The 20,067-nt window shown below is 36.0% G+C and carries 17 protein-coding genes; 10 read left to right on the top strand and 7 right to left on the bottom strand.

Annotation, left to right across the window (positions count from 1 at the left end):
- The first annotated feature begins 34 nt into the window (after positions 1-34).
- From DAY19_RS02905 to DAY19_RS02890, 4 genes are all read left to right on the top strand, one after another.
- Positions 35-2,692: a helicase-related protein gene (locus DAY19_RS02905; protein ID WP_114705683.1), complete on the top strand. Its 2,658-nt coding sequence runs from the start codon at positions 35-37 to the stop codon at positions 2,690-2,692.
- 3 nt (positions 2,693-2,695) lie between these two features.
- On the top strand, positions 2,696-3,523 hold the full coding sequence (locus DAY19_RS02900) for a DUF455 family protein (RefSeq protein ID WP_114705682.1): 828 nt from the start codon (positions 2,696-2,698) through the stop codon (positions 3,521-3,523).
- Positions 3,520-4,431 (top strand): hypothetical protein, encoded by a 912-nt coding sequence (locus DAY19_RS02895; protein WP_114705681.1) that lies wholly within the window; start codon positions 3,520-3,522, stop codon positions 4,429-4,431. The genes DAY19_RS02900 and DAY19_RS02895 overlap by 4 nt, the downstream gene beginning before the upstream one ends.
- 75 nt (positions 4,432-4,506) lie before the next feature.
- Positions 4,507-5,991: a hypothetical protein gene (locus DAY19_RS02890; protein WP_114705680.1), complete on the top strand. Its 1,485-nt coding sequence runs from the start codon at positions 4,507-4,509 to the stop codon at positions 5,989-5,991.
- A 3-nt stretch (positions 5,992-5,994) separates the two neighbouring features.
- On the opposite strand, the gene DAY19_RS02885 is transcribed toward DAY19_RS02890, so the two are convergent.
- On the bottom strand, positions 5,995-6,801 hold the full coding sequence (locus DAY19_RS02885; RefSeq protein WP_114705679.1) for an HD-GYP domain-containing protein: 807 nt from the start codon (positions 6,799-6,801) through the stop codon (positions 5,995-5,997).
- A 187-nt stretch (positions 6,802-6,988) separates the two neighbouring features.
- Here DAY19_RS02885 and DAY19_RS02880 point away from each other — a divergent pair, with 187 nt between their 5' ends.
- Together DAY19_RS02880 and DAY19_RS02875 are read left to right on the top strand one after the other, a co-directional pair.
- A complete protein-coding gene (locus DAY19_RS02880) occupies positions 6,989-8,059 on the top strand; it encodes a hypothetical protein (protein ID WP_114705678.1) in 1,071 nt (356 codons plus the stop codon).
- Positions 8,040-8,717 (top strand): hypothetical protein, encoded by a 678-nt coding sequence (locus tag DAY19_RS02875; protein WP_114705677.1) that lies wholly within the window; start codon positions 8,040-8,042, stop codon positions 8,715-8,717. Before DAY19_RS02880 ends, DAY19_RS02875 begins: the two co-directional genes overlap by 20 nt.
- On the opposite strand, the gene DAY19_RS02870 is transcribed toward DAY19_RS02875, so the two are convergent.
- The 6 genes from DAY19_RS02870 to DAY19_RS02845 are packed head-to-tail and all read right to left on the bottom strand — an operon-like array spanning position 8,714 to position 14,174.
- A complete protein-coding gene (locus tag DAY19_RS02870) occupies positions 8,714-9,880 on the bottom strand; it encodes a trans-sulfuration enzyme family protein (protein WP_233500232.1) in 1,167 nt (388 codons plus the stop codon). The genes DAY19_RS02875 and DAY19_RS02870 overlap by 4 nt on opposite strands.
- A gap of 10 nt (positions 9,881-9,890) precedes the next feature.
- Positions 9,891-11,273, bottom strand: coding sequence for a pyridoxal-phosphate dependent enzyme (locus DAY19_RS02865; protein ID WP_114705675.1), 1,383 nt, complete (start codon positions 11,271-11,273; stop codon positions 9,891-9,893).
- 14 nt (positions 11,274-11,287) lie between these two features.
- On the bottom strand, positions 11,288-12,271 hold the full coding sequence (locus DAY19_RS02860) for an ArsA family ATPase (protein ID WP_158536757.1): 984 nt from the start codon (positions 12,269-12,271) through the stop codon (positions 11,288-11,290).
- Positions 12,272-12,276: 5 nt separating this feature from the next.
- Positions 12,277-13,089 carry an ArsA-related P-loop ATPase gene (locus DAY19_RS02855; RefSeq protein WP_114705673.1) on the bottom strand — a complete coding sequence of 271 codons (813 nt, stop codon included), beginning with the start codon at positions 13,087-13,089 and terminating at the stop codon, positions 12,277-12,279.
- Positions 13,089-13,739 (bottom strand): outer membrane protein, encoded by a 651-nt coding sequence (locus DAY19_RS02850; RefSeq protein WP_114705672.1) that lies wholly within the window; start codon positions 13,737-13,739, stop codon positions 13,089-13,091. Before DAY19_RS02850 ends, DAY19_RS02855 begins: the two co-directional genes overlap by 1 nt.
- A gap of 45 nt (positions 13,740-13,784) precedes the next feature.
- Positions 13,785-14,174 (bottom strand): polyhydroxyalkanoate synthesis regulator DNA-binding domain-containing protein, encoded by a 390-nt coding sequence (locus tag DAY19_RS02845; protein WP_114705671.1) that lies wholly within the window; start codon positions 14,172-14,174, stop codon positions 13,785-13,787.
- A 469-nt stretch (positions 14,175-14,643) separates the two neighbouring features.
- Between DAY19_RS02845 and DAY19_RS02840 the strand changes: the two genes are divergently transcribed.
- From DAY19_RS02840 to DAY19_RS02825, 4 genes are all read left to right on the top strand, one after another.
- Positions 14,644-16,506: a tetratricopeptide repeat protein gene (locus DAY19_RS02840; RefSeq protein WP_114705670.1), complete on the top strand. Its 1,863-nt coding sequence runs from the start codon at positions 14,644-14,646 to the stop codon at positions 16,504-16,506.
- A complete protein-coding gene (locus tag DAY19_RS02835; RefSeq protein ID WP_133296868.1) occupies positions 16,425-17,120 on the top strand; it encodes a hypothetical protein in 696 nt (231 codons plus the stop codon). The genes DAY19_RS02840 and DAY19_RS02835 overlap by 82 nt, the downstream gene beginning before the upstream one ends.
- 108 nt (positions 17,121-17,228) lie before the next feature.
- Positions 17,229-18,992, top strand: a complete 1,764-nt coding sequence (locus DAY19_RS02830) for an ABC transporter substrate-binding protein (protein WP_114705668.1) — start codon at positions 17,229-17,231, stop codon at positions 18,990-18,992.
- A 131-nt stretch (positions 18,993-19,123) separates the two neighbouring features.
- A complete protein-coding gene (locus tag DAY19_RS02825; RefSeq protein WP_114705667.1) occupies positions 19,124-20,065 on the top strand; it encodes an ABC transporter permease in 942 nt (313 codons plus the stop codon).
- Positions 20,066-20,067 lie beyond the last annotated feature (2 nt).

The raw sequence follows: 20,067 nt of genomic DNA, 5'->3' as shown, positions 1-20,067 counted from the left end.
TGCACAATTTCTTCCCGCAACGTATCTTTAAAGCATGAGCTCGCAAGAAATAAATAAGCTACCTGACTTCTCTGACATTAGAGAAAACATTGAAACAGAACGTAAAAATATTATCAAAGTCAATAATTTCGCTGAAGATGATAGTTATGTTAGAACGAGCGAAGATGCTCATATTGTTCTCGATTTTCTAGAGAGTCTTTTGACTCCACTATGGAAAGTCTTTGATGAATATCCATCATTGGTTTACTTCTTTAACAATGAGTTCACTAATTTCAACTTGTTGATAAAGCAAGAAAATATTCTCGATCTAATCTTCATTGATGATTGCCTTATCCCAGAAAAAGAAGCTGTCTTTTTTGGACAAGATGGTGGCCTTTCTCAAAATGTTCTTTCTCTACATGAGAAGACATTCAAGATGTGGTCGCAGAAAATTGTTGATAAGCACAATGAAACACAAAAATTTATTCGTGCAGAAGATGTTGACTTAACTAAACATAAAATTGGTGAGTTAAAATGTCAGTGTATTAAATGTGTAAATGACTTTAGAGCTTTATTAAGAGACTCTGTTTACGAAAGTTGTGTTGAGTTAATTGATTCTAAGAAAGAAACAATCAAAGAAGAAATTGATAGCGGACTCAATACTGTTTCAGATATCGTCTTTGATCTACAAAAAAGACTTGATAAGAGTTTTTATAAATTAAGAAATACAATTAAGAGATCATCTCTTAATCGTCTTGAGAATCAGGTCAAACAATATTACCGTTCTGAATTTTCTTATCCATCAGAATTAGCAAAATTACATAAACGTAATGTGCATATGCTCTTTGATCAGTATCTTGAAGAAAATGAATTAAGTACAGATCTGATCACAGATGATGAGTATCATAAATTCTACTCATCACTTTCAACAAATTATTGGCGTAATGAGCGCTATCTAATTCGTGAATTTAAGAAGTTTGTTAAATCAATTATTATTCTCAAAAAGAAGGATGTATCTTCAACTATCCTTCAAGAATACCTAGGGGAGTTTTGGACTCACTCAGCTGCTAGACAAATGAAGAGAAAGATTGTCTATCACATGGGACCTACAAACTCTGGTAAAACATATCATGCTATTGAGAAGCTCTCGAGTGTTCCTAAAGGTTGCTATCTTGCACCACTAAGACTTCTTGCAGCTGAACTCTACGATACTTTAAACTCTAAAGGTGCAGTTACAACTCTTTTAACTGGTGAAGAAGTTATTGAAAGAGAAGGTTCGACTCACTATTCATCAACGATTGAAATGGCCAGGCTCCAAGAAGTCTTTGACTGTTGTGTAATTGATGAAATCCAAATGATTACAGATCCATCTCGTGGTTGGGCATGGACAAGGGCCTTAGTAAATATCATGGCAGATGAAGTTCACCTATGTGGTGATGCATCAGCTCTTGAGATGGTAAGAAATATTGTCGATCTATGTGGTGATGAACTCATCATAAATGAATATACAAGAATGACTGAGCTCTATGTTGAACCTCATCCAATCGTTCTTGCAGATATGCAAAAGAATGATGCACTTATTGTATTTTCTAGAAAGAATGCACTAAGACACAAGAGAGACCTAGAGCGTCTCGGATATAAAGTTTCAATTGTATACGGTCGACTCTCGCCGGAGGTTCGTCGTGAGCAAGCGAGAAAATTTGATCAGGGTGAAACTGATGTCATTGTATCAACTGATGCAATTGCTATGGGGATGAACCTTCCAATTAAGAGAGTTGTTTTTACGACTCTATCAAAATTCTATGATGGCCAACAACACGATATCTCAGTAAGTGAGATTAAGCAGATTGGTGGTCGAGCAGGACGTTACCAACGTTTTCCAAAAGGTGCTGTTACTTGTCTTCGTAAAGTTGAAGATGGAATCGAAAGTATTAAAGAGGCCATGAGTGCAGTACTGGAGCAGAGTGAAAAATGTATGGTTGGTCCTGACTTAGATATTTTCAACCAAGTCAACCGTGCTTTAATAGATAATAATCTTCCAAAATTAAAGCTCTCTGAGTTCTTAAGGCTCTTTAACACAATGACATTCCAAAAGCCTTTTGAGTGCGTTGATATGAAAGAGATGATCGAGCTGGCCGAGATGGTTGAGGATGCTGACTCTAATGGGACACTTACTGATGCTGAGATCTTCGGGTTTGCATGTGCTCCAGTAAATTTAGGCTTAAGTGATCATGTTCAACATTATAATTGGATCCTTCATAAGTATGTAAATATGGAAGGGATTCCGGCCGAGCCAATTGAGCATGACTCTGGGGATATTGATTATCTTGAAACTTCCATTAAGTGTGTCGAGCTTTATCAATGGCTCTCAAGACACTTTAATAATAAGAACTTCGTTTATTCAGAAGTTGAGCTTTTAAATAATAAGCAACTTGCTATTGATCAGTTAAATGAACTCTTATCACAAAAAATTGTTGCTAAGTGTTCTTCATGTGGTTGCAAGCTTCCTGATGATTCAAAATTTCCAATTTGTGAGGAATGTTTTGAGAAGAGGAAGGCCGCTCGTCGTAGACCTGGCGGAAATCGCCGCGGTAAGCCTGGCCAAGGTGGAAAAGGCCGTCGTCCAGGTGGTAAAAACTTTAAAGGTAAACCAAATTCTGGACAGGGTAAGCGTAAGAATGTTAGTCGTAAGAGAAAAGTTACCAAACGATGAGTCATGAATATATACGATTACGCAAGGCTATTATTAGAATCACCAACTCTAGAGGATAAGCTTACTGCAACTAGTGTAGTAAGTGATTTATCTTATCAAAAAACGGCCGATGGTATCAAAGATCTCATGCCTGAGCGTGAGTCCCGTATTAAATTTTCTAGTGAGCAAGTGAAATTCCCAAAGAAAGGAAGTTTTCACTTGGATGAAAAGAAGGCCATGGCACTTCACTTCTTTGCTAATCATGAGTTACTGGCGATTGAGATGATGGCGGCTGCTCTAATGTATATTCCAATTGAAGATAAGTCTCAATACAAACGTATTGCAACGGGAATACTTTCTACAATTGATGATGAAATCAAGCACTTCAATCTCTATCGAAAACGAATGAATGATTTTGGAATAGACTTTGGCGATCTTCCTGTAAATGACTTCTTTTGGCGTCAGATGCAAAAGTTAACAAGCTTTGAAGAGTACTTTGCCGTTATGGCATTAACATTTGAAGCTGCAAACTTAGACTTTGCAAAATTCTATCGTGATATATTTGCTGGAGTTGGAGATAAGAAGTCATCTGCAATCTTAAATGTGGTTTATGAAGACGAGATTTCTCATGTGGGATTTGGAATTCATTGGCTAAATCGCTGGAGAAACGAAAAAGACCTTTGGGAGTTCTATGTCTCTTCACTTCCTGACTTACTATCACCAGCAAGGGCCAAGGGCATGATTTTCGATCATGAAGGAAGAGTTCGTACAGGCATGGATGAAGACTTCATTGAGAAAATTAAAAATTATCAAGATGGATTCATCGTTACAAAACGCAAGGAATGGAAGTGAGATTTAGGGTAAACCTCGATTTCGATGCGGCCTTAAGTCGGAATAATAAAAACTTCAAAAATGAAAAGTTCTTAAAAGAGTTAGAGTATATTTTCTTTCTTGTAAATAATATATCTAATGTAACTCTATGTTCCCAAAATAAATACTCAAATAAGTACTTAAGTCATCTTCATGATCTTGGTTTTACGATACCTAATATTGACGACAATATTACAAATTATATTAACTGGTGGGGTAACTTAGAAAACTTTGAACAGGTTAAAGAGACCAATTCAAAATGTGCTTTAGCGAAATGGCATAGGCCTTTAGCTGATAAGATTATAAGATCTAAAGAGGACTTAGAAGAATCATTTCCAACTTTTTACCGACCAGATCAAACATTTTCAGGAATAGGAAACAAGGTATTAAATTCTGTAAAAGACTTCGAAAGACTAGGGTTTCCAGGTGTTCAATCTCGCTATGTAAAAGTTGTAAAAACATTTGGTGTTACTTACGACTTTAAAAATAATGACTACTTTATTGTAGAAAATTTCGTTAGTGATAAGGGAGAGTTTAAAGGAGGGCGTCTAATTCAAATCAATGAGCTTCCTATTTCTTTTGATCTTGAGAAATACATCAATGATATCAAAGAGCATATTCCAGAAGCTCTTTTAAATAATAAAATTCAATTTGATAATATGATCTATCTTGAAAATTCTGAATCTAAAATTTGTCCTATTGTTGAGATTAATTATCGTCGCACAATGGGAGAAGTCATCATGAATGTAACCAAAGTCTTAGGTGATGGGACATTATATTTTGGTGATAAAACTGCCTTGAATTCAAACTCTTTGATTCTATCTCCTGATTTCGTTAAAAATATTTGCTACTTTAACCGAGCTTTAGGGTTGGTTAAAAGCGCTAAATAGAGAATATTCCTTCATCGATTTCCATTTATACAGTAAAATGAAAGAGTTCTTTAGTTTAGAATTAGGAGAATTTACGTGGCCAAGAAAGGTTTTTTCGACAAGATGAAAGGAAAGCTCAAGAAGTCAGAAGATGATGAAGAGTTACTTGATGAGTATTCTGAAGAGTCTGAAGATGAACTTGATGAAGAAGATGAATCAGTCGATTTAGACGACGCCACGTCTACTGATATAAAGATCCCAGGAGGACCTGAGATACAAGGGATTCCAACCGATGAAGATATTTCAGAATTTGATGATGAAGTCGAAGCTGAAGACGCTATTGATAATGATGAATCAGATGACGAAGAATACGAAGATGATGATGATGAAGATGAAGATGAGGAAGAAGAGAGCTTCTTAGAGAAACAATTACCTTTTCTTGCAAAGTTATTAAATAAGAAAAAATCTGACGATGATGAAGATGAAGACGAAGACGAAGACGATGATGATGAAGAAGACGAAGAAGATGACGACAAAGAAAAGAGCTTTCTAGAAAAGCAGTTACCATTCTTAGCAAAGCTAATGAAGAAGAAAAAGTCCGATGACGAAGATGACGATGAAGATGGTGACGAGGAAGATGAAGACGACGATGACGATGATGATGAAGATGAAAAGGATGAGAAAAAAGAGAAGAAAAGCAAACTCATTAAGATCATCTTAATTGTCGCTGTAGTCGCTATGGCCGTTGATACCTTCTTACTTAGTGATTCTTCTGAAGAAGAAGTGCCAGAGGTGGCCCCAGTAAAAAGAAAAGCAAGAAAGCCACGAAAAGCTAAACCAAAGAAAACGCAAGATAAGGCACAAGAAAAAACAGTTCAAAAAGCTGACGAAAATAAGCCTGAAAATACTAAAGAGGAAACTAAGCCAGTTGTAGAAGCTAAAGATGAGCAACCACAAGGTGATAGTCAACCTGCTGGGCCAAGTGATGAACCTCAGGCGAAACCTTCAGATGAAGTGACAAATAATCAAAACGTTACTCAAGAAACAAAGTCTGATACTGAAAGCTCTGATGGTAATGTTGATTCAATGAATGAACCACAAGTTGAAGATCAAGCAACTACAACGAATCAGGAGTTAGGTGAGAAAACGCAGGAGCCATCTTCTGATCCACTTATTGTGGCACCTTTGCCTGAGACTAGTGATATGGATTCTACTATGATGGGTGAAGCAAGTGATTCCAATGAAGATGAAGATCAAAAAGAGTCTCTTGATTCTGCTTTAGGAAAAATCGTCGATAAACTTGAAGAAAACAAAACGGCCGTAAAGGATAAGGTTAAGTATAGTGCTCCACCTAATTATGAAAACTTTGGTCGTGGACTTGTTTATAATTGTAAAGGAAAACACTGGGCATGTGTTGATCGTGAAGCATATATGAGCTGTAAGGCAAACCAAGCTTGGTTTAGACAAGAAGGCAAGCCAACGGAATGTGCAACATCGAAGATTTTAGCAACGGAATACGATTGTAGAACTTTACAGGAGTATAATATTAATACTGTTGCTGAAACACCAAAGTGTGATTAGAGATTAAGCAGCATCTTTTTTGAAGAGGCCATCTATGATAGTAAGAGTAAAAGTTTTCTCTTGCTTAGCTTCTTCTTTTTTCATTGCGCGAATAAATGCTTGTGCTAGCTCTGGGTCAAATTGTGATCCAGAGAACTCATCGAGTTCTTCATAAGCAACTTCATAATCAAGTCCCTTACGGTAAACTCTTGTTGAAGTCATAGCATCAAATGTATCAGCAATAAGAATAATTCTAGAGAAAAGAGGAATCTCTTCGCCTTTTAGTCCTTCCGGATAACCACGTCCATCCCATCTCTCATGATGGTATTTTGCAAACTTTGCAACTTTTTCAAAATGAGTAAAGCCTTGTAGGATTTCATAAGATTTCTCAGGATGACTCTTCATTTGAAGGAATTCATCTTCAGTAAGTCTTGATGGTTTATTAAGAACGGAGTCAGGAACTCCAATTTTACCAATATCATGAAATAGAGCAGATAGTTCTAGGTCATATAATTCTTCTTCATTTAGTCCAATTTCTCTTCCTAAAGTGAGGCTGAAATAAGCAACGCGAGTACTATGTCCATATGTATAATGATCTTTGCAGTCTAGTGCGTGAAGGATTGTTCGAGCGGCCATCTCACAGATCTTTTTCTGTTCTAGTTTTAAGGCCTTGTTTTCTGCTTCTAATACGGCAGTAGGATCTGTCTGTACAGAGTTTGAAACCTTGTTCTTTGTGTTGGCTTTAGGTGATGTCGTTTTTTTGTCAGCACTCTTACGAGTACTCGCTTTTTTTCTGCGTTCACCCAAATTTACGATTTTGCTCTTCTTCATTTATCAAGACCTAGTGTTATAGTCAGGTTATACCCATATTCTAATAATTCTTCGGGTTATTCTTAAGGAATCTTTAATTTAATCGGGGCATTAGTATGATATTAGTCGCTTATTGTGCTAGAATACTTTCTTAAGGTGCCAAAATTTAGTGCCATACCTATATAATTTTGAATACTTAGGAAGAGTTATGCACGTTCGAATTATTGATTCAGATATCGATAAAATTGCCGTCGATAAGCTAAATAATCTATTAGAATTATTAAATTTACCTCAATCTCAAGAGGGACAATCTTCAATTGACCGTGAACTTGATGCAAGTCAAGTGGTGTTTACAAAGTCATTTAAGAATGTCGAAAGCAAGGACCATTTTATTATTATCTATAATGAAGGGGATGATCTTGATCGTTCATTATTAGACAATGAGATGTGTCTTGGAATATTTTTTGCAGACAAGTCTGTAGAAGAAAACTATCTCAATATAAAAAATGCGATAGAAGGGCTAAGAGCGTTAGAGACTCAAAAGCAATTATTATTCAAGATGAATTCTGTTATGGAAGGACTTGTTGGCCAAGTCGAAAATATTAAAGAAATGCATCGTAATATGGCGCCTTTTAGAAGTGAAAAGCTAAGAGGAGTAGGAATTACTTCACGCTTTTGTGCCGGTACATCAAATGGTGGCGAGTTTTTTGACTTCTTTAAAATTGGTGGCGAAGTATGGATTGTTTCATTACATGCATCATCATATATGCTTATCGGAAACTTCTTATCACTAATCGAAACTTGGAAGCTAGAGTCTAATATTGATATGACTAAAGTCATCTCAAACTTAGAAAGTAAGAAAGATGACTTTAGTGAATATGGAGATGCTTCCATTTTAATTGCTAGAATTAAGCTTTCAGACTTAAGTGCTGAGGTGCTTAATATTGGTGATCATGAATTATTAAATAAAGATGGTGTTGTATTAGCGAGAAATGGTAGCGCGTTTCCATCGAACTATAATACATCAACGCAAGAAGTTCAGTTAAATAAAGGTGAAGGCCTGTTATTGCTATCTCCTGGCTTTTTTAAGAATATTGAAGATAAAATTGATGGAGAAGAGTATTTAACATTTGTTAAAAAGAATTGGGCGGCCCCTGTTGAATTCATTAGTGAATTAACATTTCAAACAAAAAAGGGCTATAATGAGAATGACTTCTTACCAAATGATCAAACAATTCTAATGATAGAGGTAGATAAAAATGCAATTTCTAAAATTTAGTATTCTATTTTTAACAATTAATTCAGTAATAGCATTTACAGGGACTGAATGTTTTCAGTCTTCCTTTGATGTCTCTGTCTCTCATAAGTCATCACCATTTGGACTTTTAAATAAAACCCTGACTATTTCTAAAAAAGAATGTGAAGTCGAAGTGGCCCATAACGAATATAAGTATCACAATCGATCGTGGGTGATTGATATTTGTCGAGATCCAGTTCATATAAAATCAACGACGACGTCAATCGATGTTTATCGTAAGGCCGGAGAGTGTCATAAAACTTCAAATGACTTCTGTGATGAGTATAAGACAATACGTAAAATTATCGAAGATGATGGGCTTATCTTTGCAGAAGGTGCAAAGAATAATCTTAATGATCCACACGGAAGAGTTTTTTGTGCAAGCTTAGTACTAAACGCATACTTGAAAGAAAATAATATTTTTAATCGCAATGGTAATTATGATTCATTAATGATTCGTAAGCCAATTGCGAGAATACCTGAAGATATAAAAAAAGCTAGAGCAGAGTTCAAAGCAGAGAAAGAAACAAAAGTTGAGACAACGCAAGACAAAGCAGCGGAGACTGAAGTTGAAGAGTCTTCAGACACAAGCTCTGATGGCCTTGAAATTGATGAAAATGCAGGCTCTGGAACTTTCTAGATTGTCTTAAATGCTCTTTCTAAATCTGAAATTAAATCATTAGCATCTTCAATACCTACAGATAGCCTTATTAGGTTATCTGTTAGGCCGATACTTTCACGAACATTCTTGGGAACAGAAGCATGAGTCATGATGGCCGGGTGTTCAATTAAGCTCTCAACACCACCAAGGCTTTCAGCTAAAGAGAACATGTCGACGTTTTGTAAAAACTTCTTAGACTTTCTAATGTCACCTTTTAGGAAAAATGTAATCATCCCTCCAAAGCCACTCATTTGTTTTTTTGCGATTTTATATTGAGGGTGACTCTTAAGGCCTGGGTAGAGAACTTTATCTACTTTTGGATGCGACTCGAGATACTTTGCTATTTTCATTGCATTCTTTGCATGAGCTTCCATTCTAATCGCAAGAGTCTTGATACCTCTAAGTACTAACCAAGAGTCAAATGGTGATTGTGTTGGTCCAAGAGATTTTTGAAGTGTCCAAAGTTTCTCGTAAAGTGCTTTGTTGTTGAGCATACAGGCTCCACCAACAACATCAGAGTGACCATTGATATATTTAGTCATTGAGTGCATTACAATGTCAGCACCAAGATCTAATGGGTTTTGAAAATAAGGACTCATAAATGTGTTATCAACAACAGTTAAGGTCTTATATTTTTTCGCAAGTTCTGAAACTTTCTTAATATCAGAAATTTTTAAAAGTGGGTTCGTTGGTGTTTCTACCCACATTAATTTAGGCTTATGTTCTTTTAGTGCCTCTTCAACTTTTTTAGGATCAGTTGTATCGACAAAGATAAACTTATGAATGGAATTAAAAACGGTCGTAAAGAGACGATAAGTTCCACCATATACATCATCACCACAAAGAATCGTTGATCCAGCTGGCAGAGCATGCATTATTAGCATTTCAATTGAAACACCGCTTGACGTTGCCAGTGCATATTTTGCGTTCTCTAGTGCCGCAAGTGATTCTTCTAATCGCGTCCTTGTTGGATTATGACAACGTGAATACTCGTAGCCTTGGTGAATTCCTGGGCTTGTTTGAGCATATGTTGTTGTTTGATGAATTGGCGGTATAACTGCGCCTGTTTCTTTGTCGGGGTGAGCCCCGGCATGGATACATACCGAGGCTTTTGCTGCTTTTTTAAGAGTGCTTTTCTTCAAGCCTTGATCCTTAGTTAGAACCTTTTTCTGACATATACTGAAGAACATCAATTTCTGATAATAGATCAGAAACTTTTCCATCTTTAGTGATAATGGCAACTTCCTTCTTAAGTAGTGCATCAGCAACTGTTTCAAGAAGTTCATTACAATCCACAACTCTGTAGTTGTTAGAGATAGCTAATGAAATATTATCATCTTTTTGGAACTCACCCATGATAACTGGCTTAATTAGACTCTTCTCTGTACAAAGACCAAGAATGTCACCATTTTTACTAACAACTGGAACTTGAGAAATATTCTTCTCTTCCATTAGAGTAATGGCCTGTCCAATAGTCGTTGTATCTTCAACAGTAATAATATTTCCATCCTTACCAAGAGTATTTAATACCTCTGAAATTTGAACATTGAATGATGAATCTAAGTATCCACCATCACTCATCCAATCATCATTATAGATTTTTGAAGCGTAACGGTTTCCTGAATCGTGAAGAAGAATAAGAATCTTTTTCTTAGTAGTTTGTTTCTTCGCATATTTTAGAGCACCTTCAATAACGGCACCTGCTGATCCACCAGCATAAATACCTTCTTCTTTAAGAAGTTTTCTCGTCATTAGGAAAGACTCTTTATCATTAACAACTTCAAAGTCATCAATTAAGTCAAAGTCATAATTCTCTGGAATGAAGTCCTCGCCAACACCTTCTAAAACATATGAGTGAGCTTGTCCCATTTCTCCAGTCTTGTGGTAACCAGCGATGATTGAACCAACACAGTCAACACCGATAATTTCAACTTTATCCATTTTTTCTTTGAAGTAACGTCCACAACCACTAATTGTCCCACCAGTTCCAACTGCGGCCATAAATACATCAAAGTCACCTTGAGTTTGCTCATACATTTCTGGAGCCGTCCAAGTGTAGTGTGTATTTCTATTATGTAGATTATCGTATTGATTTACGTAAAATGAATTTGGAATTGTTTCAGAAAGTTTCTTTGAAACAGAGTAGTAAGAACGAGGATCTTCTGGCTCTACGTTTGTTGGACAAACAACAACTTTTGCTCCAAATGCTCTAAGGTTATCGATCTTTTCTTTTGATTGCTTATCAGCAAGTACGAAAATACATTTGTATCCGTGAACTGCTGCCCACATCGCAAGACCAACCCCTGTATTCCCAGAAGTACCTTCGATGATCGTTCCGCCTGGCTTTAGATCACCTTCTTCTACTGCACGATCAAGCATGTATGCACCGATACGATCCTTAGTTGAACCACCTGGGTTCATATATTCTAATTTTACGTAAATTTCGCAATTAAGGTCCTTACCGATATGATTAAGTTTTACAATTGGTGTATTCCCAATTGCTTCGACAACGTTTGCTTTAGCACCTTTCATCATAATTAAATCTCCATTTACTTCCAGTGTTCTTCTAACTCTTCTAACTGCTTGATAGGATCAAACGTTGAGAGGTCTGGAAATGTAATTGCTTCAATCTGTGATTTCTTTGAGATCGAAGTTTTTATTTCTTCTTGTTTGATTATTATATCTTTAAACTCTTTCATTTTTTCTGTCTTGGGTTCCCAAGATGCGAGGTTGTTATACCATGATTTGTTAATTATTAGGTAACGTTCTGTGGTCATTTGGGCCTGAATTGAGTCAAGAATCTGTTGAGTTTCAACCTCTTTCATATGCTCAGCAGAAGTAACGAGATACCACCTCGATCGCTGGGCACTATTGAGAACTTTTTCAACTTTAATACCTTCAATAAACTTATCTCGATTCTCATAGAGAATTGTGATGGCCTCAAGAAAGTCATTAATAAAGCCCTTGCCGGTAACACTTTCTAAATAATTAAGAAACTTCTCAATCCCAGCGGTAATAATGCGGTTAAAGAAGCGTCCAGGCTTATTCTTATTAGTAATGTACATGAATGCATCAGCAAATGTTTTATTAAAGAATTTATTAATCTTATTTGATGAATTCAAAAAGTCTAAGAAGTTCTTTCCTGGCGCAGTGTCGACGACGATAGAGTCATATTTTTTAGTTTCAAGTTGATTTTGAATCTCTAGGACTGCAAGAATTTCATTTAGGCCACCGCGACTACTTGTTAAGTTTTCTAGTATTTTATTATCAACTTTCTTCCCGAGAATCTTTTCAAATGATGTTTTAGGATCAAGTAATAAAACATCAAAGCTGATTTCTTTATCAGTGAACTTAATCACTTCTGATGCATCTTTTAAGCTAAGTAATTGACGCAGTCTTTTGGCCGGATCAATCGTTATTAAAAGAACATTCTTTTTTTGAGAAGCCAGAAAGAAGGCACGTGAAGTTGAAATCGTTGTTTTTCCAACGCCACCTGTTCCACAAAATATTTCGACTTCTCTATAGTTTTCCACGATTCCTACTTTGATTTAAAAATATCAACTTTCTTTGTAATAATTCTTGTTAATTCCTCGACTTGTTCTTTTTGTGTCGGTACGACAATTTGAGGGAAACTTAGGTGAGGGTTAACCTTAAATTTCTCTTTTAGGCTTTCTTGGTCTTGGATTTTTGCCCTGATAAAATCTGGCGTATCATCCTCTGGAAAGTCATTTAGTGAGAGATCACAATTTAGGATCTCAATTGTCGAGAGATTATATTTCTCTTTTAGTTCTCGCTCTAGTTCTTGGCCTTCTTCAATGGCAAGCTCTGTCGGAATGCTAACAACCACACATTGAGTATGTTCATCATTTGTTAGAAAGTTATGCATTTTATCGATATCATTTGCAATGGGACCGATTTTAAAAATATCTTTAAAGACTTTTGGTGAATGTATTGTCGAAAGAAGATGACCTGATGCCGGTGCATCAACGACGACGATATTGCGATCATCTCGAGCAAGATCAATAATATGCCCTAAGAAGATGAGTTGCCCAAAACTTGGAACCATATCAAATAATGCATTAAAAAAAGATGTTGATACAATCCACTTTGCAATTGTTTTGGAGTTTAGTTTTCTCGCAATATACTCTTGAACTGAACTAATATGCGTTAACTCAACGGTATTAACATTTAACTTATTGATAAGATCCTTATCAGCATTTTGTTCAAACGAAAAAAAATAGACGTTCTTATTTTGATCGAGTTCAGTTAGAGACTTGGTCAAGGCAAGGGAAGTGAGGGTTTTTCCGACACCTCCCTTACCTGTGACTATATATAAGTCTTTAAACTTCATTAGAATTTATAGAATGCAGTAAGAAGCATTTTAAAATAATAACCTTCTACGTCTGCAGTGCTTTCTTGTTCGACATCAAAAGGATTGTTGTAAATGAACATTCCACCAACTGAAATCTTGCGATTTAGATCGAAGTCAGCTCCAGCAACGGCTTGATAACCGAATACTGTCTTACCTTTTGATTTATAGTTTACAGTTTTTAATTGAGGACGGAAGAAGCCAAGTCCACCACCAACAAATGGTTGAAAGGCATCATAGTGAAAAAGTTTTCCTTTAGCACCAAGAACAAGTCCCGAGATTTTTGAATACGTACCTTTCTCTTCTAGTTCATGTTTTGAGAAGTGAAGGTTGGCATAAAAGTCAAAAGAGTACGAAGCCTTGTAATTATAAAAGAGTTCGGCCGTGATCTTATCTTCACCGTTGTCTTTAAAATCACTCATTAATAAAGTTTGCCCAATTCCAATTCCAAGAGAATGGATGTGCAATTCTTGACCGCTTAAAAGTTGAGCTGCAGCGACCGAATCCTCATTCTTTTTGGCTGAATTCTTTGATGTTAATTGCTTAACAGTTTGTGCCTGAGCACTAAAAATAAAAAGGCCTGCTAGAATAACTGCAGGCCTTAATATAGATTTTGAAATTTTTAAAATCATTTCACCCTCTAAACTAAATATATATGCAGTAATAACTGCCCTATATTAGTTTAAAGTAGTCGTAGTTTCAACAGAAGAGTTTAGGTTTGCTGCACTGTTGAAAGAGTTGAAAGACTGAGCTGGAGCTTCTTCAACTACTGGAGCTTCAATTCCTTCTAGTCCTCTAATATAACCAGTGAATGTACCTTCTTCACCACGGATAACTCTCTTAAGAAGTTCAACGTCACCTGGCTTAGTTGATTTTTTCTCTTGATCAAAAAGAAGTTGGATTTGAGTCATGTAAGTAATGTCATTCTTTGTTTTGTTATCAATTACTTGAATCTCGTGACCTTCTCTGATGATTTGAGCGATCTCTTCAAGAGTCACGTAGCAACTTTGATGAGTGTCATAAAGTTTTCTGTTTTGGTACCTTTTAATAATTCTTACATCATTCATTCTACTACCCCTATTGGTTTTAACGAATATAGCTCAAAAGATTAATGAGATCTCCTGAGTTAAAACTAGTTAATAATTAACACGTTGCCTCGTAATAGTTAAGCTCTTTGTATTAATTTCATTTCTCAACAAAAATTAATAAAATTAAGTACTTAGTGGTTCATCTTTTTTTGCTTCAAGCTTTGGCCTTAAGCGATATTTATTGATTCCCACCGTGTCTATTGCTCAGCGTTTTGAAAATTGCATCAGAGAAGTAACAATCAATGACAGTAACTGTCAAGCAATTGCGATCTTAATTTTATCTAAATTACAAGAGAATCCGTTTAATTCCCCTAATTTCGGTGACTTAGTGCAACTAAGCTTTTGTGGCCTGTTATTTCTGCCGGGGGTCATTTTACTGAGAATTCTTTTTAAGAAATATCTATTTAGGTCGAAGAGGTACCAAGGCATAAAGGCCAAGGATTGTTTAATGTTCAAATTTTTCTTTAAAAAATCAATACTTCTTCTACCGCTTGCAGCATTAGTGAGCTGTGCGACACATACCGATAAGATGACGGAAACTCAGCTTATTAACAAGGCCGCAGAGATTAAAATATCTAATTTTGAAGAAGCAAAGCGCGCACGTGAATTCGTTGAGAATTCTCTAGCGGAAGTAGTAGCTGATGCTAAAGAAAGAGGCGAAGAATCAATTAATTATGTGGCCAGTGATCTCTTTCTTAAGGCTTCTGACGCCTCCCTTGCTGGTGATGCAGCATCTGCATCATTGATTCTAAAATATGTCGTAGAATTAAAGCCAAATGATATTTATCTTCGTCGTAAGTATGCAGTTGAACTTATCAAATCAAGTCAACTAGAAGAAGGAAAGAAAGAGTTAAACTACTTAATTGAACATGCAGATGAAGATGTAAAAGCAAAGGCACGTCTTTTACTTGCCGGTGTCTATGGTGCACTAGGTGAGAACAAAACAGCAATTAAATTGTATCGTAATCTTGTCTATAAAACACGACCACTTTTAAGTGAAGCTTGTATATATTTATCGAAAGCATACGTTGATGATAAGAAAGTAAAAAAGGCCATTGGGACACTTAGTTATTGTTCTCAAAAGGATCGCTCAAATCGTAGTGAATATGCTTTTCATAAAGGAAAGATCTACTTTGAAAAGTCGAAATATAAATTAGCAAAGAAGTATTTTAATATCTCTCTAAAACTTGATCCAACCAATCAGCAAAGTACAATTCTGCTTGGTGTTGTTTTGGAGCAAGAGGGGAAATACGATGCAGCAAAAATTTTATATCGCAAGTTTTTAAAATACGATCCAAGTAATTACACAGCACTTGGGAAGTATGTAAACTTACTATTTGCTGATGGCGAATACGATGAAGTCGTACCATATTTAGAAAAGCTACTTGCACTTGATCCAGAAAACTTAAATTTAAAAGTTAGACTTGGTGTTATTTATACTGAAACCAATCGAATCGAAGATGCAAAAAGTGTCTTTAAAGAAATTCTCGACGTCATTCCAGACTCAGATAAAGTGCTTTATTACTTAGCAAGCTTATATCAAAAAAGTGAAGATGGAGATCTAGCGGTTACTTACTACTCACGAATTAAAGAAGATAGCTCTCTTTACCACGAGTCAAATATTCAAATTGCAAATATTTTAAATGCTTATGCACAAAAAGACTCAAAGCAAGAAAAGCGCTTTGTGGATTTTGTAAAAGAGAGATCTAAAACATCTAAAGAGTTAAGATTTGAATTAGAAGTTATTTTGGCCGGATATTATGAGACGAAAAGAGATCTTGGACAAGCAATTGCACTAATGGAATCTCATGTTGAGCACGATAACTATACTGATGGACACGCTTACTACTTAGCTTCACTCTACGAAAAGAATAAGTCATTTGTTAAAGCAGAAAAGATTATGCTCGATATTCTTAAAAGAGATCCAAATAATTCTCATGCTTTAAATTTCTTAGGCTACACTTACTTAGAACAGGGCGTTCATATGGACAAGGCCTACACTTATATTAAAAGAGCGGTTCAATTGAATCCTAAAGATGGCTACATTAGAGACTCACTGGGTTGGTACTATTATAAGACTGGTGATTACAAAAAAGCATATCGTGAAATAAAGAAAGCCTTTGCTCTTGTTAGTGATGATGTTGTCATTGCAAAGCATTTAGGGCTCATATATACTTCACTTAATAAGCCTGAAAGGGCCCGTCACTATTATGTCGAGGCATTGAAAAATTGTACAAAAGTAAAAGAACGCGAAGAAATTCTCAATTATATCGAAAAGCTGGACTCTGCGCGCTTGCCTGCTTCACGTTAATTTCATGTGCAACACCTAAGAAAACTTCAACGAGTACAAAAGCTTCTACAGATAAAGTCACTGCACATAAATTGTTAAGCAGCGGACTGTGTAAAGAGTTTAAGGGAAGGGGTCGTCTTAACTTTGGTAAGAAGCAAGAGCGTTTCACTTATAATGCAATTTTTAATAAAGAAACATTTAGTCTTGCTATCGATGTTCCGTTTAAAGGACAAGAGACTTTGATTCTTCCATTAGCGACAGGAAAAAAAGTTGAGGGAACTCTTTATAAGAAAATTTCTAAAAACCTTGTTGCGGCAAATCATTTACGCACAAAAAATATTCTTGATAACTTCCTGATGCAAAATCGTCTTTTATTTAGTGATATTAGAAATGTCGACAGTAATTATTGTGACGATAAGTGTCTTCCCGGAAAAGTAACTCACTTCAGTGATGGTAAACTCGTTTACTCTAAGCAAATGAGTGGGCCTTTTGAATTCAAGGCAGAGTTCAGTCGACTTGTGGCAAATGAGTATAAGGTTATTCAGCTTCATGGCCTAAGGAAGCTCAAGAATTCTCAAAAGAAGCAGCGCGTTTTAGCATTGGATCTAATTGTCGATTCGTGCGGTAGTATCTAGCAGTGCGGTAGTGCAAGTCCTAATAATTCCTAGTAAATTTATCTTATCTCTTGTATAAATTAGTCTGTTATTATTCTGTGCAATAATTTTACGAACAAAGGAAGGTTTATGAAATCAAGGAATCTTGTTTCATTTTTACTCATGAGTTTACTTGCAGTAACAATCTCATGTACGAAAAAAGTTGACCTAAACGAAAAGGTCTTAAATTTAGCGGTAACATCTGAAATTAAAGGGATGGATCCGATTTATTCAAATGACAAATATTCATCTAATGAAGTTGGTCGTGTTTATGAAGGTCTATTAGAGTATCACTACTTAAAAAGACCATACACTCTAGTTCCAAACTTAGCAGAATCTTTACCAGAAGTTTCTGAAGACGGACTAACTTATACTTTCAAAATTAAAAAAGGTGTTTTATTCCACGATGATAAAGCTTTTGAAGGTGGTAAAGGTCGTGAGCTAGTTGCTGAAGACTTTGTTTACTCAATCAAAAGACTTGCTGATCCAAAGCTACAGGGTCTTGGATGGTGGCTACTATCTGGTAAGATCAAAGGGCTAGATGCTTGGCGTGATAAGAATGCTGAAAAAGATAAGGTTGATTATTCTGAAGAAGTAGAAGGTCTAAGAGCTTTAGATAAGTATACTCTTCAATTTAAACTTACGAAGCAATTCCCACAATTCCTATACTCACTTGCAATGCCATTTACATTTGCAGTTGCAAAAGAAGTTGTTGATCACTACGGGAAAGAATTCCTTAACCACCCAGTTGGTACAGGGCCTTTCATGCTTGGTGAATTCAAGCAAACTGCTAAGAAGTTTAGCTACACAAGAAATCCAAAGTTTAGAAAGAAGCTTTTCCCATCTGAAGCAAGTGACGAATTTAAGCACATGCTAAAGTATGCTGGTAAACCAGTTCCTTTCGTTGATCGTATTGAAATCAATGTTGTTAAAGAAGATCAGCCACGTTGGCTAAACTTCCTTAAGGGGAGAGTTGATTATATTGGTATCCCAAAGGATAACTTTGAAGCGGCCGTTACTCCAGGTAAAGGTCTAGATAAGCAATTTGAAGAGAAGGGTGTTGAGCTTTCAATTTCACCATCTCTAGATGTTACTTATACAGCATTCAATCACGATCTGAAGTTACTTCAAAATCGTGACCTAAGAAGAGCACTTGCTCTTGCATATGATGTAAAAGAATTTAACAAGCTTTTCTATAATGGTACTGCTCTTCCTGCGCAGTCAGTTATTCCTCCGGGAATTGCTGGTTATATGCCAGACTACGTAAGTCCTTATAGAAACCGTGACCTTGCAAAGGCAAAAGAGCTTCTAGCAAAAGCAGGTTACCCAGATGGTAAAGGTCTTCCTGAAATTACTTATGACTGTCCATCTTCATCGACTTCACGTCAGATTGGTGAGCTATTTAAAAAGCAAATGGCAGAAATTGGTGTAAATATCAAAGTTGTACAAAACTCATGGCCAGAGCTTCAAAAGAAGATCACTAAGCGTCAGGTTATGCTTTATGGAATTGCATGGGGTGCAGATTATCCAGATGCTGAAAACTTCCTACAACTTCTATATGGACCAAATAAGTCTCCAGGAGCAAATGGTTCAGGATATGATAATCCAGAGTTCAATAAGCTATTTGCAAAAGCTTCAATTATGCAAGATTCTCCAGAGAGAACTGCTATCTATGAAGAGCTTAATAAAATGGCAGCAGAAGAAGTTCCATGGATTTACGGTGTTCACCGTCAGTCTTACCTAATCAAGCACAGTTGGCTAAAAAACTACATGACAACTGACTTTGAAGCAGGTCAGGCTCAATACCTAGACGTGGATCTAGATCAAAAGAAGAAAATGCAAGATAAGCTATAATTTTTTATAGTACATATGGCGCTGGAGTTATCTCCAGCGCTTATTTAATTGGGAAAGGGTCTTTCTCTTTTAAATAAGCGAAAAGCTAATCGTTTAAATATGAATGCTGTTAGAGCTAAGGAGCTGTTTTTGTGAATACTTGGTCATACATTATAAGAAGACTACTTTACACGATCCCTATTATTCTAGGTGTGTGTTTAATTATCTTCGCTATCTTTAACTTATCTGGATACGATCCAGCACAACTTTTATTAGGTAAGCACGCATCAGCAAAACAAATTGCTGAAGTAAGACATGAACTTGGACTTGATCGTCCATTAGTAGAACAGTACTTAGATATCGTTAAGTCTGCTTTTACTTTCGACTTTGGTCGTTCATGGGCAACAAAGCAACAGATTATTGAAATGATTAAGGAAGGTGCGATTCCTTCATTAACATTAACTCTTCCTGCTTTCTTAATCTCAACAACACTATCAATACTTCTTGCTATTGTTGTTTCATTCTTTAGAGGGAAGGCCATTGACCGCGCACTTGTTATTATCAGTGTATCGTTAATGAGTATTCCATCTCTTGCGTATATTCTTTTCTTCCAAAAGTTTTTTGCGTATGAAATGGGGTGGTTTGAAATCTCAGGTTATGAGCACGGATTCCCGTACTTTGTACCATATATTATTTTACCAGTTATCATTATGGTTGTTCTTAACTTAGGTCCTGATCTTCGTTACTTTAGAACAGTAATTCTTGATGATATTTACCAGGACTATGTACGTACAGCACGTGCCAAAGGTCTAAGCGAGAAAGCTGTTCTTTTAAAGCACGTTTTAAAGAACTCTCTAATTCCAATTATCACATATGTAATTATTCAAATTCCTTTCCTTATTTTAGGAACCCTGCTTCTTGAGAGTTTCTTCTCAATTCCAGGGCTTGGTGGTCTAACTGTAAAAGCTGTTTTTGATAATGACTTCCCAGTTATTAAGGCGATGACGATTTTATCTGCTATGGGTTATATCATCTTCACAGTTATTACAGATATTCTTTATACAGTTGTTGATCCAAGAGTAAGGTTAAAGTAGGA

The sequence above is a fragment of the Halobacteriovorax vibrionivorans genome (assembly GCF_003346865.1).
GTDB lineage: Bacteria > Bdellovibrionota > Bacteriovoracia > Bacteriovoracales > Bacteriovoracaceae > Halobacteriovorax_A > Halobacteriovorax_A vibrionivorans.
The sequence above is the reverse complement of the archived record's forward strand: the minus strand, read 5'-3'. Positions and strand labels throughout refer to the sequence as shown.

Bases quoted from the DNA above. Each gene is read 5' to 3' on its own strand.
- DAY19_RS02905 (WP_114705683.1), top strand. From the start codon at position 35: ATGAGCTCGCAAGAAATAAATAAGCTACCTGACTTCTCTGACATTAGA.
- DAY19_RS02900 (WP_114705682.1), top strand. From the start codon at position 2,696: ATGAATATATACGATTACGCAAGGCTATTATTAGAATCACCAACTCTA.
- DAY19_RS02885 (WP_114705679.1), bottom strand. From the start codon at position 6,801: ATGAAGAAGAGCAAAATCGTAAATTTGGGTGAACGCAGAAAAAAAGCG.
- DAY19_RS02880 (WP_114705678.1), top strand. From the start codon at position 6,989: ATGCACGTTCGAATTATTGATTCAGATATCGATAAAATTGCCGTCGAT.
- DAY19_RS02875 (WP_114705677.1), top strand. From the start codon at position 8,040: ATGCAATTTCTAAAATTTAGTATTCTATTTTTAACAATTAATTCAGTA.
- DAY19_RS02865 (WP_114705675.1), bottom strand. From the start codon at position 11,273: ATGATGAAAGGTGCTAAAGCAAACGTTGTCGAAGCAATTGGGAATACA.
- DAY19_RS02855 (WP_114705673.1), bottom strand. From the start codon at position 13,089: ATGAAGTTTAAAGACTTATATATAGTCACAGGTAAGGGAGGTGTCGGA.
- DAY19_RS02850 (WP_114705672.1), bottom strand. From the start codon at position 13,739: ATGATTTTAAAAATTTCAAAATCTATATTAAGGCCTGCAGTTATTCTA.
- DAY19_RS02845 (WP_114705671.1), bottom strand. From the start codon at position 14,174: ATGAATGATGTAAGAATTATTAAAAGGTACCAAAACAGAAAACTTTAT.
- DAY19_RS02840 (WP_114705670.1), top strand. From the start codon at position 14,644: ATGTTCAAATTTTTCTTTAAAAAATCAATACTTCTTCTACCGCTTGCA.
- DAY19_RS02830 (WP_114705668.1), top strand. From the start codon at position 17,229: ATGAAATCAAGGAATCTTGTTTCATTTTTACTCATGAGTTTACTTGCA.